Below are 15784 nucleotides of genomic sequence, written 5' to 3' on the forward strand. Positions count from 1 at the left end.
TCGGGTCACCGGTCAGATCAGGTCGCGGCGCCGGAACAGGGCGAACGCGGTGGCGGTGAGACCGGCGGTGAGCAGCAGCAGGACCGCAAGCGCCGGTTGCCAGGTGAGCAGATAGGTGCCGTCGCAGTAGCTGTAGTAGACGTCCGTGCAGGCGCTGCTGTCGTAGAAGCGGACCTCCTTGGAGATCCACGCGGCCACGTAACTGCTGAGCAGCAACTGGTCCGGCCGGGTCACCTCCAGGATCTGCAGCACGATCCGCCCACCCAGCTCCCACACCACCAGGTACGCCGCCACCGCACCGAGCGCCGCCGCGGTGTGCCGACCCATGGTGGCGATGGCGAAGCCGATCGCGGTGGCGAGCAACACCAACCCGACACCCCTGCCCCACCGCTCCGCCAACCCGGCCCAGAAGGCCGCGTCGGTCGGCCCGGGGTAGCCGCCGACCCGGGCGATGACCCAGAAGGTGACCAGGTACGCCAGCGAGGCGAGCACCGACAGCACCAGGACCGCGCCGAGCAGGGTGCCCAGCTTGGCGCCGAGCACGGTCAGCCGCCGTGGCCGCCACAGCAGCAGGTTGACCACCCCGCCGGAGTTCAGGTCGGCGCCGATGTAGGAGGCGCCGACCAGGAAGCCGAACAACATCAGGAAGGCCACCAGGAAGTACAGCAGTGGCTCGGCCTGCTGGGTGAAGGTGAACACGCCGCTGAGGTAGTCGGCCGCCACCGGTAGCCGATTCCGCAACGCCGGATCGATCTCGCTGCAGTCGGCGGGCAGGTAGTAGCTGCTCTCGTGGGCCCACGCCTCACCCCGGTCCCGGGCCAGGCAACGGTCGTGCTCCAGCTCCATGTCGCGTCGCTCGGCCGCCGCCTCCCGCTGGGCTGCGGCCAGTTCGGCGCCGGTCGGCCGGTGCGAGCCGGCCAGCGTGGTCGCCGCCGTCACCGCGAAGGCCGCCAGCAGCAGGAGGACCATCAGTTGGACGAACCGGCGGGCGGCCAGCCGCTGCGCCTCGGCGCGGACGAGGTTCACGCCTCCACCCCCCGGACGTCGAGGTCGATCACCGGGGCGGCGGCCGGGTCGGCCGGGGCGTGGTCGACCTGACGGGGCAGCGCCGGATGCGGCCCGGCACCGGTCAACTCCAGGAAGACGCTCTCCAGATCCGGCCGTACCGGGGCCAGTTCGCGTACCCACACGCCCTGCTCGCCCAGGGTCCGGCTGACCAGGGCCGGATCCGGGACGCCGCCGACCAGCAGGTGGTCCGCGGCCACGGTCACCGCCAGCCCGGCGGCCCGCAGCAGTTCCTCGGCCCGGGGCAGGTCGTCGGCGCGGACCAGGCACTCGTCGCGGTCGTATCCGGCCAACACCTCGCTGACCCGGCCGGCCGCCACCCGCCGCCCGCGCGAGATGATGGTCACGTGGTCGCAGATCAGCTCGATCTCGGCCAGGATGTGACTGGACACCAGCACCGTCACCCCGTTCCCGGCCAGCGCCCGGGTCAGATCCCGCATCTCCCGGATGCCGGCCGGGTCCAGCCCGTTCGCCGGCTCGTCCAGGATCAGCAGCTCGGGCCGCTTGAGCAGGGCCGAGGCCACCGCCAGCCGTTGCTTCATGCCCAGCGAGTAACCCTTGACCCGCTCGTGGCCCCGATCGCCCAGCCCGACCTGCTCCAGCACCTCGTCCACCCGGCGCACCGGTACGCCGCCCGCCACCGCGAGCAGCCGCAGCGTCCGGTACGCGGTGAAGTTCCCGAAGAACTGCGGGCTCTCCACGATCGCGCCGACCCGGCCGGCCACCCGGGGCAGGTGTTCCGGCGCGTCGGCACCGAGTACCCGCATCCGCCCCGCGTCGGCGCGTACCAGCCCGAGCAGCGCCCGTAGCGTGGTCGTCTTGCCCGACCCGTTGGGCCCGAGGAAGCCGTGCACCTGACCGGCCTCGACCAGCAGGTCGAACCCGTCGACGGCGATCCGTCGACCGTGCCGCAGGCTGTGGAAGGTCTTGCGCAGACCCTCGATCTCGATGACCCCGCTCACGCGGACGGCCCTCGACGACGATTGGGCATTGGGCCGTCCTCCGAACGCAGGTGAGCAACGACACGGCGCCTCACCCTACGGCCGTGGCGCCCGCCCGTGGGGGCGGTGCGGGCGTGCGTGGTTGGATGGGCGGGTGACTGGTGACCTGATCCCCGGCGCAGCCGGCGCCGCACCCGCCCCCTCGCCCGTGGACGCGGATCTGGTGGTCAGCCTCGACGGCGTCGGAGTACGCCGGTCCGGCACCGCCCTGCTGCACGACGTGAACTGGCGGGTGGAACTGGACGAACGCTGGGTGGTGCTGGGGCCCAACGGCGCCGGCAAGACCACGCTGCTCAACCTCGCCGCCGGACGGCTGCACCCGACCACCGGGACCACCCACGTGCTCGGCGAGCGGATCGGCCGTACCGACCTCAACGAGCTGCGTACCCGCATCGGGTTGTCCACCGCGGCGCTGGCCGAGCGGGTGCCCGCCGACGAGCGGGTCGCCGACGTGGTGATGACCGCGGCCTGGTCGGTGGTGGGCCGTTGGCGGGAGGGCTACGACCCGACCGACGAGGCCCGGGCCCGCGCGCTGCTCGATCAGCTCGGCGTCGGCGTGCTGGCCGACCGGACGTACGGCACCCTGTCGGAGGGGGAACGCAAGCGGGTGCAGATCGCCCGGGCGTTGATGACCGACCCCGAGCTGCTGCTGCTCGACGAGCCGGCGGCCGGGCTCGACCTGGGCGGCCGGGAGGATCTGGTGGCCCGCCTGGCCGAGCTGGCGCAGGATCCGGACGCCCCGGCGTTGGTCCTGGTGACCCACCACGTGGAGGAGATCCCGCCCGGCTTCACCCACGCGCTGCTGCTGCGAGACGGTGCCGTGATGGCCCAGGGGCTGCTGGCGGACACCCTCACCGCCGACAACCTGACCAAGACCTTCGGCGTGCCGCTGCTGGTCGAACGCCGCGGCGACCGGTACACCGCCCGCGCCACCTGAGGTGTACGGAAGGGCCCCTGCTCGACGTCTCCGGTAGTGCCGGGGCCCCTGGTTGACAAGGCAGGAGGCCCTCGTGCGGCAGACCCGAGTCGTCGTGGTGGGCAGCGCGAACATGGACCTGGTCGCCACCGCGCCGGCTCTGCCGCGACCGGGGGAGACCACCCTCGGCACCGACTTCGTCACGGTGCCCGGTGGCAAGGGGGCCAACCAGGCCATCGCCGCCGCCCGGGCGGGCGCCGCCAGCGCCTTCCTCGGCGCGATCGGCTCCGACTCGTTCGGGGTGACCCTGCGGGCCCGGATCACCGCGGCCGGAGTGGACACCAGCCGGCTGCGCACCACCTACGGCGCCTCCGGCGTGGCGCTGGTGATGGTCAACGCCGAGGGCGAGAACGCGATCCTGGTGACGCCGGGGGCGAACGGTTCGCTGACCGCGCTCACCGAGGACGAACTCGCCGCCGTACGCGACGCCGACGTGCTGGTGGCGCAGCTGGAGATTCCGGTCGACACGGTGACCGAGGCGGCGACGGCGGCCCGCGCCGCCGGCACCCGGGTGGTGCTCAACGCCGCACCGGCCGTCCCGCTGCCGCCGGAGCTGCTGGCCGCGGTCGACCTGCTGGTGGTCAACGAGAACGAGGCGCAGACGTACACCGGCCGGGGCCGCGACGAGCCACGGGCCCTGCTCGACCTGGTGCCTCGCGCGGTGTTGACGCTCGGCGCGCAGGGCGCCTGGTACGGCGACCGGGACGGCACCGACGTGTACGTGCCCGGGGTCAGGGTGGACACGGTCGACTCGACCGCCGCCGGGGACGCGTTCACCGGCGCGCTCGCGGTGGCCTGGGGCGAGGGCCGTGACCTGGTCGACGCGGTGCGCTGGGCGACGGCGGCCGGCGCGGCCTGCGTACGCCGGCTCGGGGCGAGCGTGTCACTGCCGCACCGGGTGGAGATCGACCAGCTGTACGCCCCGGCCCCGTGACCCGGTCAGCCGCCGGACGGTGCGGCCGACGCCCCGGGCGCCGGTGTCGCTGCGGAACGCCCGCCGGTACGCCGACGGCGAGGTACGCATCGCCCGGCTCGGCTTGCCGGTCAAGGAGACGCGCGGCGGTTACGAGTACCGGGTCCGGCTGCGCCTCAGGTGGCGTCGTCGGCGAGCTTCTCACCTCGGCGGCGCAGCATGCCCAGGCCGGGGATGCCGGCCACGGCGAGCTTGAGGTCCCGGGTGACGTCGAGCAGGTCGTGCAGGTCGGGCCCGACCCGGTCCAGGGTGGCCAGGATCGGCAGCACGTCGGCGGTGAGGTGTTCCCGCAGTTTCGGCAACTCGTCGACGAGCCGGATCGCCGCGGTGACCTCCTCGTGGCTGAGCTGCTCGACGAAGTGGTTGGCCATCGGCGCGGCCCGGCGCAACGCCGGCTCGTACGCGGCCAGCAGTTCCGCGGCGGTGGCCGCCGCCTCGGTCGCCACCCGTACCGCGTCGGCCGCCCGGCCGGCCACGGTGTCGGCCGACGCCACCACGCCGGTCGCCGCGGCGGTGACCGTGCCGGCGTTCTCCACGGCGGTGGTGGCGGCGGCGCTGATCACCGCCACCTCGCGGACCGCGACGTCGGCGTCGGCGAGCAAGCGGTCGGTCCGGTCGAGGGTCTGCTCGACCCGGTCCACCACCCCGTTGATCCTGGTCAGCAGCGCTTCGACCCCGTCGAGCACCGCGAAGGCGCGGGCGGGGATCGCGGCGAAGGACGCGGCCGAGTCGAGGGCGGAGCGGGTGAGACCGACGACCGCGGTCGGCCGGGGAAGGGGGATCGCCATGGGCTCAAGTGTGCGTCGTGGGCCGGTGGCCCGCCGGACGGGCGGTCACCAGTGGTCACCCTGCTGTTCCACGGCCCGCTGCACCGCCCGGTAGATCTGGCCGAACCGCAGCGCGTCCGGGGTGCGTAGCACCATCGCCTCGTGGCCGCGGTACTGCACCCACAGCTCGTGCACCCGGTTGCCGCGTTCGTAGGAGCGGTCCAGCCAGCCGAGCGGAATCTCCAGGAACGGCACCAGGGCGAGCGGGATGATCACGCAGGCCGCGAGGACGACCAGCGCGGGTATCCAGTCGCCCCGGTCCTGGGCGGACCAGGCCAGCGAGAGTACGCAGATCAGCCCGACCAGTGGTGGCAGGGACAACAACAGCACCAGTACGCCCCGGCCGAGCACCCGGCCGCGTACGGCCAGGGTGGTGCGGCCCTTCTGGTGCCAGACGTAGCTGACCTCCGCGATCGGGATGACCTGTCCGCCGGCCCGGATCGACTCGGAGGTCACCTGCACCGTGTCGTCCCGGTAATAGAGCGCCATCACTAAGCCTAACCATCTTCGGGCAACCGGTGGCTGTCGTGTGCCTGCCCGCGCCGAGATCGGTCCGGAACCGATCCGCCCGTACGGGTGTCAGCGGCGGCGGGGCGGGGCCGGGTTGGTGGCCTCCACGGCCCGTTGCACGGCGCGGTAGATCTGCCCGAAGCGCAGCGCGTCCGGCGTGCGCAGCAGTCGTACCGGGTGGCCCCGCCAGCGGATCCAGACCTCCCGCTGGCGGGAGCCCCGGGCGTAGGAGCGGTCGAAGTACTCGAAGAGCTGGTCGGCGATCGGCCCGGCGGCCAGCCCGATCAGGATGGAGATCCCGACGACGGCGACGGTGACGGTCGCCGAACCGTCGAGCCAGAACGCCAGTGCGATGCCGAGGGCGGCGAAGACCAGCGGGCCGATCATCGCCGCGCCGAGTGCGCCCCGGCCGGCCAGCACCCGCCAGGACAGGCTGCCCCGGTGGTGCCAGACCTCGCTGATCTCGGCGATCGGGTAGGCGTCGCCGTTGACGGTGACGGCGTTGGAGGTGACCTGTACGGACCTGTCGTCGTAGTACGTGACCATGGCGGGAACTCCGGGTCGCGGGACTGGCAGCCAGACTACGTGCCCGGGTCGGCTGGTCGTAAGGTTGGCGGGCGACTTCGACGAGGAAGTGAGGGCAGCGTGAGCGAGTTCGTGCGGCTGGAGACCAGGGACGGCATCGGCACCATCCGGCTGGAGCGGCCACCGATGAACGCGCTCAACACGCAGGTCCAGGAGGAGTTGCGGGCCGCCGCCGCGGCGGCCACCGCCGACCCCGAGGTCCGCGCGGTCATCGTGTACGGCGGGGAGCGGGTCTTCGCCGCCGGGGCGGACATCAAGGAGATGGCCGACATGTCCTACGTGGACATGGCCGAGCGGGCGGCGGACCTGTCCAGTGCGCTCGGCGCGATCGCCCGGATCCCCAAGCCGGTGGTCGCCGCGATCACCGGTTACGCCCTCGGCGGCGGCTGCGAGCTGGCGCTGGCCTGCGACTGGCGGGTGGTGGCCGAGGACGCCAAGCTCGGTCAGCCGGAGATCAAGCTCGGCATCATCCCCGGTGCCGGTGGCACCCAGCGGCTGGCCCGGCTGGTCGGCCCCGCCCGGGCCAAGGATCTGATCATGTCCGGCCGGATGGTGGACGCGCAGGAGGCGCTGCGGATCGGGCTGGCCGACCGGATCGCCCCGGCCGGCGAGGTCTACGAGACCGCAGTGGCGCTGGTGCAGCCGTACCTGCGGGGCCCGGTGCAGGCGCTGCGGGCGGCGAAGCTCGCGGTCGACGGCGGCCTGGACATGGACCTCAACTCGGGCCTGGCGTGGGAGAGTCAGCTCTTCGCGGCGCTGTTCGCCACCGACGACCGGCGCGAGGGAATGGTCGCGTTCGTCGAGAAGCGCAAGCCGGACTTCACCGGTCGATGAAGATGGTTCACATTCTTCCTACCGGCCAGTAGCGTGTGACTCCGGTCGGGCGACGAGAGGGAGCGGGCATGACGGAGCGGATCGAAGGCCACGGCGGAGAACTCGCCCTCGCGGCGCTGCGCGCGTACGGGGTGCGGGAGATGTTCACCCTCTCCGGCGGGCACGTCTTCCCGCTCTACGACGCCGCGCACAAGGCCGGGTTCCCGTTGTACGACGTGCGGCACGAGCAGTCCGCCGTCTTCGCCGCCGAGGCGGTGGCGAAGTTGCAGCGCCGCCCCGGTCTCGCCGTGCTCACCGCCGGCCCCGGCGTCACCAACGGCATCTCCGGCCTGACCAGCGCCTACTTCAACGCCTCACCGGTGCTGGTGCTGGGCGGTCGGGCCCCGCAGTTCCGCTGGGGCTCGGGCAGCCTGCAGGAGATGGACCACCTGCCGCTGGTCGCCCCGGTCACCAAGCACGCCGAGACCGTGTTCAGCGCCGACGACATCCCACGGGCCGTCGCCGCCGCGCTGACCACCGCGCTCACCCCGCACCGTGGCCCGGTCTTCCTCGACTTCCCGCTCGAAGCGATCTTCTCCGTCGGCGACGGCGAGGCGCCGGCCGGCCCGGCCCTCACCCCGATCGAGGCCGACCCGGACGAGGTGGCCACCGCCGCCGGCCTGATCGCCGCCGCCCAGCGGCCGGTCGTCATCGCCGGTTCCGACGTCTACGCCGGTGACGCCGTGGCCGCCCTGCGGGCCGCCGCCGAGGCCCTCGACGTGCCGGTCTTCACCAACGGGATGGGCCGGGGAGCGCTGCCGCCGGAGCACCCGCTGGCCTTCGCCAAGGCGCGCCGGGTGGCCCTCTCCGGCGCCGACGTGGTCGTGGTGGTGGGCACCCCGCTGGACTTCCGGCTCTCCTTCGGCGACTTCGGCGACGCCAAGGTGGTGCACATCGTCGACGCGCCCAGCCAGCGGGCCACGCACGTGCAGCCCGCCGTCGCGCCCGCCGGTGACCTGCGCGCCATCCTCGGCGCGCTGGCCGAGTACACCGGTGACCGGGCCGACCACGGCGACTGGATCGCGCAGCTGCGTACCGCCGAGGACGCCGCGAAGGCCCGCGACGCCGCGGAGATGGCCGCCGAGACGGACCCGATCCGGCCCGCCCGCATCTACGGCGAGCTGCGCCGGGTCCTCGCCCGCGACGCGATCACCATCGGCGACGGCGGTGACTTCGTCTCGTACGCCGGCCGCTACCTGGAGCCGGCCCAGCCGGGCACCTGGCTCGACCCCGGCCCGTACGGCTGCCTCGGCACCGGCATGGGCTACGCGATGGGCGCCCGGGTCACCCACCCGGACCGGCAGATCTGTGTGCTGATGGGCGACGGGGCGGCCGGTTTCTCGCTGATGGACGTGGAGTCCCTGGTCCGGCAGAAGCTGCCGGTGGTGATGGTGGTCGGCAACAACGGCATCTGGGGGCTGGAGAAGCACCCGATGCGGGCCATGTACGGCTACGACGTCGCCGCCGACCTGCAACCCGAACTCCGCTACGACCAGGTGGTCTCCGCGCTGGGCGGGGCGGGCGAGACGGTCACCAAGGCCGCCGACCTGGGCCCGGCCCTGCACCGGGCGTTCGACGCCGGGGTGCCGTACCTGGTCAACGTCATCACCGACCCGACCGACGCGTACCCCCGCTCCTCGAACCTGGCCTGACCCGGAGGCGGCCCGCCCCGGGTCACACCTCGGGGCGGGGCTCCTCGCGCGGCGGGTCGCTGTCCCGGCGACGCAGGTCGTCCTCGCGGCGACGCAGGTCCTCCTCCCAGCGGCGGAAGAGTTCCTGGTCCTCCTGGCGCGAGCGTTCCTCGATCGAACGGAGGAACTCCGGGTCGTCGTCGGGGGCGGCCGGTCGGGGGCGCTCGGCGGGGCGCCCGCCGGAGGACCCCCACTGCGACCGGATGCCGCCGGGCGTGGGTGCCCGGCCGGCGAGGAACCAGGCGATGGAGCCGACCAGCGGGAAGAACAGGATGATCAGCACCCAGGCGATCCGAGGCAGGTGACGGACGTCGTCGTCCTCGGCCGAGAGGCAGCTGATCAGGGCGCAGACGGCGAGGACGATCTGCACCAGGAAGAGGAGGATGTACAGCCGGGCCATGCACCCATCATGTCCTACTCGCCACAGCGGTCACACCCCGTGCACGACCAGCAATGTGCCGATCAGCGCCAATCCGACCGCGCACAGGCTCACCGCGGCCAGCGTACGACCACCGGAACCGGGGAGATCGGTGGCCGCGGCCCGTCGCTGACAGAGCGTGACCGTGGCGCCCCAGCAGAGGACGGTGAGCGCGGCCAGCAGCGCGCCGACCCGCCCGCCGGTGAGCGCCAGCCGGACGGTCAGCACGGCCACCACGGTCGCCGTCAACCCGGTACGCCGCCACGCCAGCCGGGTCCGCTCGGCCGGTAGCCCGGGGTCGCGGGCCGGCGGCCGGAACCCGGTCATCCGTCGATCGCGCCGACCAGCACCGCCGCCACCAGCAGCAGGGTGCCGAGGCCGACGATGACGGCGAGTACGGCGGGGAAGCGGGACGCGGGCAGCTCCGCGCCGAGTCTGATGGCCCGCTCGGTGCGGGCCCAGTGGTCGATGGCCCGGATCGCGACCGCACCGCCGAGCAGCAGCAACGCCACAGAGATCGCCTCGCGCAGGTGCCGCAGCGACATGACCGGCAGGAACTGCGCGGCGGCCAGGCCACCCGCGACCAGCGCCAGCCCGGTGCGTAGCCAGGCCAGGAAGGTGCGTTCGTTGGCCAACGAGAAGCGGTAGTCGGGCGTGCTGCCCACCGACCGCAGTTCCTGCGGGTCGAACCAGTTCCGGATCCGTTGCCACACGCTGGTGATTATCTGCCTCCGACAGGGCATACCTTGGCAGCATGACGGATCTTGACGTGACCACGTTGCGGACGGCGTACGACGCCCAGCTGCGGCCGGGCCTGCCGGATCCGCTGCCCGAGGGTGCCGAGGTGGAACGGGACGGTCCGTTGTCCCGGTTGCTGGGGCTCGGTGACCGGGGGCTGGTGACCTACCGTGACCTCGACGGGCTCGGCGGCGACGCGCTCGACGCGCTGATCGCCCGGCAGGTGGCGGTCGCCCGTGAGCGGGGCGTACCGGTGGAGTGGAAACTGCACGGCCACGACGAACCGGCGGACCTGGCGCAGCGGCTGCGGGCGGCCGGGTTCGTGCCGGAGGACGAGGAGAGCGTCGTGGTCGGTCCGGTCGCTCCGCTGGCCTCCGCGCTGCCGGTGGTGCCCGACGGCGTACGGCTGCGGGAGGTCACCAGCGGCGCGGACCTGGACCGGATCGCGGCGCTGGAGTCGGAGCTGTGGGGCCGGGACCTGTCCGGCCTGGCCACCGGGTTGGCCCGGGAGATCGCCGCCGACCCGCAGTCGATCACCGTGGTGGTGGCCGAGGCGGACGAGACGGTGGTGAGCGCCGGTTGGGTGCGCTACCCGGCCGGGACGACCTTCGCCACGCTGTGGGGCGGGTCGACCCGGCCGCAGTGGCGCCGCCAGGGCATCTACCGGGCGCTGGTCACCTACCGGGCCCGGCTCGCCGGCCAGCGGGGCCGGACCCTGTTGCAGGTCGACGCCTCCGACGAGAGTCGTCCACTGCTGGGGCGCCTCGGTCTCGTCCCGGTCACCACCACCACTCCGTACGTCTACACTCCGTGATCATGGGGCAGCGGCTGACGGACGAGGAGCTGTCGACCCTCAAGACGGGGGCCTTCGGCGCGGTGTTCATGGTTTCGAACGCCGACCCTGGCGTGCTCGCGATGTTCCGGGAGAGCTTCGCCGCCGCCGGGGCGATCGCCGAGGCCAGTGGCGTGGTGAAGGAGGCGCTGAGCGGCGGTCCGCTGCCGGAGCTGCCGCGTGATTCGGCGTTGGAGGTCGAGTCGGTGGTGCTGCCGGCGCTGCGCCGGGCGGTGGAGATCCTCGTCGCCAAGGCGCCGGAGGACGTCGCGGTCTACCGCTCGGTGGTGCTGGCCGCCGCCGACCGTACGGCCCAGGCCCACAACGGGGTCAGTCCCGCCGAGGCGGCGGTGATCGAGCGGATCTCGGCGGCGCTGGGCGGGTCGGCCTGAGCCGGTAGTGCGCGTTGGTCTGGGCCGGCCGGGCGTGGGGCGCGCCGATTGGGCGGCGGGCGGGGATGGCGGGAGAATCACCTTCGGTGAGCTGTGTCACTCCGAGTGCTTCGGAAGGCAAAGCTACTGGCAGGTAACATTCTGGTCGTGGGCAACCGCACAGCCGCTCACGGTTGACCTAACGGTCGCTAAGGAGCGAGGCTGCGGCCCACAGGCCGGGTGAATGATCACACCACCACAGCAGGAGGGTCGTCGAAGCGCGATGAACATCGTCGTACTCGTCAAGCAGGTGCCCGATTCGGGCGCGGACCGCAACCTGCGCACTGACGACAACACAGTCGACCGCGGTTCGGCGAACAACGTCATCAACGAGATGGACGAGTACGCCATCGAGGAGGCGTTGAAGATCAAGGAGGCGCACGGCGGCGAGGTGACGATCCTGACCATGGGTCCGGACCGGGCCACCGAGTCGATCCGCAAGGCGCTGTCGATGGGCCCGGACAAGGCGGTGCACGTGGTGGACGACGCCCTGCACGGGTCGTGTGCCGTGGCCACCTCGAAGGTGCTCGCCGCCGCGCTCGGTCAACTGAACGCCGACCTGGTGCTCTGCGGCTCGGAGTCGACCGACGGCCGGGTGCAGGTACTGCCGCACATGCTGGCCGAGCGGCTCGGCATCGCCGCGCTGACCGGTGCCCGCAAGCTCACCGTCGACGGCAGCACGCTGACCGTCGAGCGGCAGACCGAGGAGGGCTACGAGGTGGTCACCGCCTCGACGCCGGCCGTCGTGTCCGTGTGGGACACCATCAACGAGCCGCGGTACCCGTCGTTCAAGGGCATCATGGCCGCAAAGAAGAAGCCGGTGCAGACGCTCTCCCTCGCCGACCTGGGCGTGGCCGCGGGCGAGGTCGGCCTCGACGGCGCGACCAGCACCGTGCTGGAGCACAGCAAGCGCCCGCCACGTTCGGCCGGCGTCAAGGTCACCGATGAGGGCTCCGGCGGTACGCAGCTGGTCGAGTTCCTCGCCACCGAGAAGTTCGTCTGAGGGGTGCGGGACATGTCTGAGGTTCTGGTCGTCGTCGAAGCCACCCGTGAGTTCGGCGTCAAGAAGGTCACGTGCGAGATGCTCACCCTGGCCCGCGAACTGGGCACGCCGTCGGCGGTGGTGCTCGGCGGAGCCGGCGCCGCCGAGGCGCTCTCGGCCAGGCTGGGCGAGTACGGCGCGGAGAAGATCTACGCCGCCGAGGGCGAGGAGATCGACGGCTACCTGGTGGCGCCGAAGGCCACCGTGGTCGCCGACCTGGTCCGGCGGGTACAGCCGGCCGCCGTGCTGCTCGCCTCCTCGCAGGAGGGCAAGGAGATCGCCGCCCGACTGGCGGTGAAGCTGGACAACGGCATCCTGACCGACGTGGTCGCCCTGGCCGCCGACGGCACCGCCACCCAGGTGGCCTTCGCCGGCTCGACCGTCGTCAAGTCCAGGGTGACCCGGGGCCTGCCGCTGGTCACCGTCCGGCCGAACTCGGTCACCCCGACCCCGGCCGCGGTGACTCCGACGGTCGAGCGGTTGGAGGTCAGCCTCACCGACGCCGACAAGCTGGCCAGGGTGGTCGACCGGGTGGCCGAGCAGAAGGGCTCCCGCCCCGAGCTCACCGAGGCCGGCGTGGTCGTCTCCGGTGGCCGCGGGGTCGGCAACGCGGACAACTTCAAGCTGGTCGAGGAACTGGCCGACCTGCTCGGCGGCGCCGTCGGAGCGTCCCGCGCCGCGGTCGACTCCGGCTTCTACCCGCACCAGTTCCAGGTCGGCCAGACCGGCAAGACGGTCTCCCCGCAGCTGTACGTCGCGCTCGGCATCTCCGGCGCGATCCAGCACCGGGCCGGCATGCAGACCTCGAAGACCATCGTCGCGGTGAACAAGGACGGCGAGGCGCCGATCTTCGAGCTGGCCGACTTCGGTGTGGTCGGTGACCTGTTCAAGATCGTTCCGCAGGCCGCCGAGGAGATCCGCAAGCGCAAGTGAGCCGTACCCGACAGCCGCCGCCCGGACCCGGACGGCGGCTGTCGCGTGTTCGCAGTGCGCCTGTCGCGGGTTGGCAGTGCGCCTGTCGCGTGTTCGCGGTGTGGCCGGCGAGGGAGCGGGAAGGGAGCTGATCGGCGGGCCGGGGAGCTGAACCGGCCCGCCGATCAGCCCGTCAGGCGCCCTTCGGCGGCGGGGTGTCGCCTGCGGAAGAGCCGTCTGTCGTCCTGCCGGGCAGGGACGTCACCAAGAGTATGGCAAGTGCCCGCCCGTGGCGTGCTGCCTCCCCCGTCCGCACGTGCACTCCGGCCTGCGGGCGTACGGGTAGCGGTCGTTAGGCTGAACCGTGATGGCTTACCTGGATCATGCCGCGACCACCCCGGTGCTCGACGAGGCACTCGAGGCGTACGTCGCGACCGCCCGCGAGGTCGGCAACGCGTCCTCCCTGCACGCGTCCGGTCGACGTGCCCGCCGCCGGGTGGAGGAGTCGCGGGAGCGGGTGGCCGCCGCGCTGGGTGCCCGGCCGTCCGAGGTGATCTTCACCGGCGGCGGTACGGAGAGCGACAACCTCGCGGTCAAGGGCGTCTACTGGGCCCGGCGCGACGCCGAGGCGCGGCGGATCCGGGTGGTCTCCAGCGCGGTCGAGCACCACGCCGTACTCGACGCGGTGGACTGGCTGGCGCAGCACGAGGGCGCCGAGGTGGGCCTGTTGCCGGTCGACGAGGTGGGTCGACTGCACCCCGACGCGCTGCGTGCCGAACTGGCCGAGCACGGTGACCGGGTTGCGCTGGTCACCGCCATGTGGGCGAACAACGAGGTCGGCACGGTGCAGCGGATCGCGGAGCTGGCGGCCGTGGCCGCCGAGTACCGCGTACCGTTCCACACCGACGCCATCCAGGCGGTCGGGCAGGTACCGGTCGACTTCGCCGCCAGCGGCGTGGCCGCCCTCACCGTGACCGGGCACAAGCTCGGCGGCCCGGTCGGGGTCGGCGCGCTGGTGCTGGCCCGCGACGTGGCCGCCGTACCGCTGCTGCACGGCGGCGGGCAGGAGCGGGACGTACGCTCCGGCACCCTGGACACCGCCGGCGTGGTCGCCTTCGCGGTCGCGGTCGAGACCGCCGTCAAGGGCCAGCAGGAGTACGCCACCCGGGTCGCGGCGCTCCGCGACGACCTGGTCCGCCGGGTCCGCCACGCGGTGCCGGAGGTGGTCTACAACGGCGACCCGGAGGACCGGCTGCCCGGCAACGCGCACTTCTCCTTTCCCGGCTGCGAGGGTGATGCCCTGCTGTTGCTGCTGGACGCCCAGGGCATCTACTGCTCGACCGGTTCGGCCTGCTCGGCGGGGGTGGCCCAACCCTCGCACGTGTTGCTGGCGATGGGCGCCGACGACGACCGGGCACGCTCCTCGCTGCGCTTCTCCCTCGGCCACACCAGCACCGCGCAGGACGTCGACGCACTGATCGCCGCCCTGCCCGCCGCCGTCGACCGAGCCCGCCGAGCCGCCACCCCCCGCACCCCCCGCTAACAGCTAACCCACCCCCACCCCCTCGCGCCCCCGACCCCCTCGCGCCCCCCCGCCCCGCGCGGCAGATCTTGCACCTTAGGTCGTGACAAAGGCTGCGAACGGTGCGAATCGTCGACCGTAAGTGCAAGATCGACGGGGATGGCGACGGTAAGTGCAAGATCGACGAGGGTGGGTGGCGGGGTGCGGGGGAGTGGCGGGGAGGGTTTGGGTGGGGGAGGTCCGGGCGGGGATAGGCTCGACTGGTGAAGGGAGAGTGGTCCGGGTGAGGGTGTTGGCGGCGATGTCCGGCGGCGTGGACTCGGCCGTGGCGGCGGCGCGGGCGGTGGAGGCCGGGCACGATGTCACCGGGGTGCACCTGGCCCTGGCCCGTAACCCGCAGACCTACCGCACCGGGGCGCGCGGCTGCTGCACCCTGGAGGACTCACGGGACGCCCGACGCGCGGCCGACGTGCTCGGCATCCCGTTCTACGTCTGGGACATGGCCGACCGGTTCCACGCCGACGTGGTCGACGACTTCGTCGCCGAGTACGCGGCCGGGCGTACCCCGAATCCGTGCCTGCGCTGCAACGAGAAGATCAAGTTCGCCGCGGTGCTGGACCGGGCGGTGGCCCTCGGCTTCGACGCGGTGGTCACCGGGCACCACGCCCGGCTCGGCCCGGACGGCCTGCTGCGCCGCAGCGTCGACGAGGCGAAGGACCAGTCGTACGTGCTGGCCGTGCTGACCCGCGAGCAGCTGGACCGGTCGATCTTCCCGCTCGGTGACTCGACCAAGGCACAGGTACGGCAGGAGGCCGCCCGTCGGGGCCTGGCGGTGGCCGACAAGCCGGACTCGCACGACATCTGCTTCATCGCCGACGGCGACACCCGGGGTTTCCTCGCCCAGCGGCTCGGCGAGACGCCCGGCGACGTGGTGGACGCGACCACCGGCGCGGTGGTGGGCCAGCACTCGGGTGCCTACGCCTACACCGTCGGCCAGCGGCGTGGCCTGCACCTGGACCGTCCCGCCCCGGACGGCCGACCGAGGTACGTGCTCTCCATCACCCCGAAGACCAACACGGTGACCGTCGGCCCGGCCGAGGCGCTGGAGGTCGCCACGGTGCACGCCGCCCGCCCGGTCTGGATCGGCGGCCCGCGCCCCGACGGGCCGATCGAGTGCGAGGTGCAGCTGCGCGCCCACGGCGTCGTCGTGCCGGCGGCGGTCACCGTCGACGCCGACCGGCTGCACGCCGACCTGCGCCGCCCGGTTCGTGGGGTGGCGGCCGGTCAGGCGATCGTGGCCTACCGCCCCGACCCGGCCGGTGACGTCGTACTCGGCTCCGCCACCATCACCGACTGACCAGCCCTCGTCGAGTTGATCCAGTAGCTGG

At 72.9% G+C, this 15784-nt stretch carries 18 protein-coding genes; 10 read left to right on the forward strand and 8 right to left on the reverse strand.

Annotated elements, in window-relative coordinates; genetic code table 11:
• Positions 1 to 12: 12 nt before the first annotated feature.
• Together D2L64_RS02920 and D2L64_RS02925 are read right to left on the reverse strand one after the other, a co-directional pair.
• Positions 13 to 1026: an ABC transporter permease subunit gene (locus tag D2L64_RS02920; protein ID WP_119572922.1), complete on the reverse strand. Its 1014-nt coding sequence runs from the start codon at positions 1024 to 1026 to the stop codon at positions 13 to 15.
• Complete coding sequence (locus D2L64_RS02925) at positions 1023 to 2027, reverse strand: ABC transporter ATP-binding protein (RefSeq protein WP_119572923.1); 1005 nt, start codon at positions 2025 to 2027, stop codon at positions 1023 to 1025. The genes D2L64_RS02920 and D2L64_RS02925 overlap by 4 nt, the downstream gene beginning before the upstream one ends.
• Positions 2028 to 2160: 133 nt before the next feature.
• On the opposite strand from D2L64_RS02925, the gene D2L64_RS02930 reads away from it, so the two are divergent.
• Both D2L64_RS02930 and D2L64_RS02935 read left to right on the forward strand, forming a co-directional pair.
• Positions 2161 to 3003, forward strand: coding sequence for an ABC transporter ATP-binding protein (locus tag D2L64_RS02930; RefSeq protein WP_119572924.1), 843 nt, complete (start codon positions 2161 to 2163; stop codon positions 3001 to 3003).
• A gap of 73 nt (positions 3004 to 3076) precedes the next feature.
• Entirely contained in the window at positions 3077 to 3976 is a 900-nt protein-coding gene (locus tag D2L64_RS02935) for a ribokinase (RefSeq protein ID WP_119572925.1), read from the forward strand.
• A gap of 155 nt (positions 3977 to 4131) precedes the next feature.
• Here the strand turns inward: D2L64_RS02935 and D2L64_RS02940 are convergent, their stop codons facing one another.
• The 3 genes from D2L64_RS02940 to D2L64_RS02950 all read right to left on the reverse strand — a co-directional run bounded on the left by D2L64_RS02940 (position 4132) and on the right by D2L64_RS02950 (position 5898).
• Positions 4132 to 4803 carry a hypothetical protein gene (locus tag D2L64_RS02940; protein WP_119572926.1) on the reverse strand — a complete coding sequence of 224 codons (672 nt, stop codon included), beginning with the start codon at positions 4801 to 4803 and terminating at the stop codon, positions 4132 to 4134.
• 45 nt (positions 4804 to 4848) lie between these two features.
• A complete protein-coding gene (locus tag D2L64_RS02945; RefSeq protein ID WP_119573435.1) occupies positions 4849 to 5331 on the reverse strand; it encodes a DUF6232 family protein in 483 nt (160 codons plus the stop codon).
• A 90-nt stretch (positions 5332 to 5421) separates the two neighbouring features.
• On the reverse strand, positions 5422 to 5898 hold the full coding sequence (locus D2L64_RS02950; RefSeq protein ID WP_119572927.1) for a DUF6232 family protein: 477 nt from the start codon (positions 5896 to 5898) through the stop codon (positions 5422 to 5424).
• A gap of 99 nt (positions 5899 to 5997) precedes the next feature.
• Between D2L64_RS02950 and D2L64_RS02955 the strand changes: the two genes are divergently transcribed.
• Positions 5998 to 6771 (forward strand): enoyl-CoA hydratase/isomerase family protein, encoded by a 774-nt coding sequence (locus D2L64_RS02955; RefSeq protein WP_119572928.1) that lies wholly within the window; start codon positions 5998 to 6000, stop codon positions 6769 to 6771.
• Between the two features lie 68 nt (positions 6772 to 6839).
• Positions 6840 to 8462 (forward strand): acetolactate synthase, encoded by a 1623-nt coding sequence (locus tag D2L64_RS02960; protein ID WP_119572929.1) that lies wholly within the window; start codon positions 6840 to 6842, stop codon positions 8460 to 8462.
• A gap of 22 nt (positions 8463 to 8484) precedes the next feature.
• Here the strand turns inward: D2L64_RS02960 and D2L64_RS02965 are convergent, their stop codons facing one another.
• The 3 genes from D2L64_RS02965 to D2L64_RS02975 are packed head-to-tail and all read right to left on the reverse strand — an operon-like array spanning position 8485 to position 9632.
• The gene (locus D2L64_RS02965) at positions 8485 to 8901 is read right to left on the reverse strand and encodes a PLD nuclease N-terminal domain-containing protein (RefSeq protein ID WP_119572930.1); all 417 of its coding nucleotides are present in this window, start codon (positions 8899 to 8901) and stop codon (positions 8485 to 8487) included.
• Between the two features lie 30 nt (positions 8902 to 8931).
• A complete protein-coding gene (locus D2L64_RS02970; RefSeq protein ID WP_119572931.1) occupies positions 8932 to 9246 on the reverse strand; it encodes a DUF202 domain-containing protein in 315 nt (104 codons plus the stop codon).
• Entirely contained in the window at positions 9243 to 9632 is a 390-nt protein-coding gene (locus D2L64_RS02975; RefSeq protein ID WP_119572932.1) for a YidH family protein, read from the reverse strand. The genes D2L64_RS02970 and D2L64_RS02975 overlap by 4 nt, the downstream gene beginning before the upstream one ends.
• Positions 9633 to 9673: 41 nt before the next feature.
• On the opposite strand from D2L64_RS02975, the gene D2L64_RS02980 reads away from it, so the two are divergent.
• The 6 genes from D2L64_RS02980 to mnmA all read left to right on the forward strand — a co-directional run bounded on the left by D2L64_RS02980 (position 9674) and on the right by mnmA (position 15753).
• Positions 9674 to 10471 carry a GNAT family N-acetyltransferase gene (locus D2L64_RS02980; protein WP_119572933.1) on the forward strand — a complete coding sequence of 266 codons (798 nt, stop codon included), beginning with the start codon at positions 9674 to 9676 and terminating at the stop codon, positions 10469 to 10471.
• On the forward strand, positions 10468 to 10881 hold the full coding sequence (locus D2L64_RS02985) for a hypothetical protein (RefSeq protein WP_407663048.1): 414 nt from the start codon (positions 10468 to 10470) through the stop codon (positions 10879 to 10881). Before D2L64_RS02980 ends, D2L64_RS02985 begins: the two co-directional genes overlap by 4 nt.
• Positions 10882 to 11143: 262 nt before the next feature.
• Entirely contained in the window at positions 11144 to 11923 is a 780-nt protein-coding gene (locus D2L64_RS02990) for an electron transfer flavoprotein subunit beta/FixA family protein (RefSeq protein WP_119572935.1), read from the forward strand.
• A 12-nt stretch (positions 11924 to 11935) separates the two neighbouring features.
• The gene (locus D2L64_RS02995) at positions 11936 to 12895 is read left to right on the forward strand and encodes an electron transfer flavoprotein subunit alpha/FixB family protein (protein WP_119572936.1); all 960 of its coding nucleotides are present in this window, start codon (positions 11936 to 11938) and stop codon (positions 12893 to 12895) included.
• Between the two features lie 346 nt (positions 12896 to 13241).
• Positions 13242 to 14417, forward strand: coding sequence for a cysteine desulfurase family protein (locus D2L64_RS03000; RefSeq protein ID WP_119572937.1), 1176 nt, complete (start codon positions 13242 to 13244; stop codon positions 14415 to 14417).
• Positions 14418 to 14679: 262 nt separating this feature from the next.
• Positions 14680 to 15753 carry a tRNA 2-thiouridine(34) synthase MnmA gene (gene mnmA / locus D2L64_RS03010; RefSeq protein ID WP_119573436.1) on the forward strand — a complete coding sequence of 358 codons (1074 nt, stop codon included), beginning with the start codon at positions 14680 to 14682 and terminating at the stop codon, positions 15751 to 15753.
• Positions 15754 to 15784 lie beyond the last annotated feature (31 nt).

Origin of the sequence: Micromonospora radicis (assembly GCF_003583405.1) — a bacterium.
Taxonomy (GTDB): Bacteria; Actinomycetota; Actinomycetes; order Mycobacteriales; family Micromonosporaceae; genus Micromonospora; species Micromonospora radicis.

Bases quoted from the DNA above. Each gene is read 5' to 3' on its own strand.
- D2L64_RS02940 (WP_119572926.1), bottom strand. From the start codon at position 4,803: ATGGCGATCCCCCTTCCCCGGCCGACCGCGGTCGTCGGTCTCACCCGC.
- D2L64_RS02945 (WP_119573435.1), bottom strand. From the start codon at position 5,331: ATGGCGCTCTATTACCGGGACGACACGGTGCAGGTGACCTCCGAGTCG.
- D2L64_RS02950 (WP_119572927.1), bottom strand. From the start codon at position 5,898: ATGGTCACGTACTACGACGACAGGTCCGTACAGGTCACCTCCAACGCC.
- D2L64_RS02960 (WP_119572929.1), top strand. From the start codon at position 6,840: ATGACGGAGCGGATCGAAGGCCACGGCGGAGAACTCGCCCTCGCGGCG.
- D2L64_RS02965 (WP_119572930.1), bottom strand. From the start codon at position 8,901: ATGGCCCGGCTGTACATCCTCCTCTTCCTGGTGCAGATCGTCCTCGCC.
- D2L64_RS02970 (WP_119572931.1), bottom strand. From the start codon at position 9,246: ATGACCGGGTTCCGGCCGCCGGCCCGCGACCCCGGGCTACCGGCCGAG.
- D2L64_RS02980 (WP_119572933.1), top strand. From the start codon at position 9,674: ATGACGGATCTTGACGTGACCACGTTGCGGACGGCGTACGACGCCCAG.
- D2L64_RS02990 (WP_119572935.1), top strand. From the start codon at position 11,144: ATGAACATCGTCGTACTCGTCAAGCAGGTGCCCGATTCGGGCGCGGAC.
- D2L64_RS02995 (WP_119572936.1), top strand. From the start codon at position 11,936: ATGTCTGAGGTTCTGGTCGTCGTCGAAGCCACCCGTGAGTTCGGCGTC.
- D2L64_RS03000 (WP_119572937.1), top strand. From the start codon at position 13,242: ATGGCTTACCTGGATCATGCCGCGACCACCCCGGTGCTCGACGAGGCA.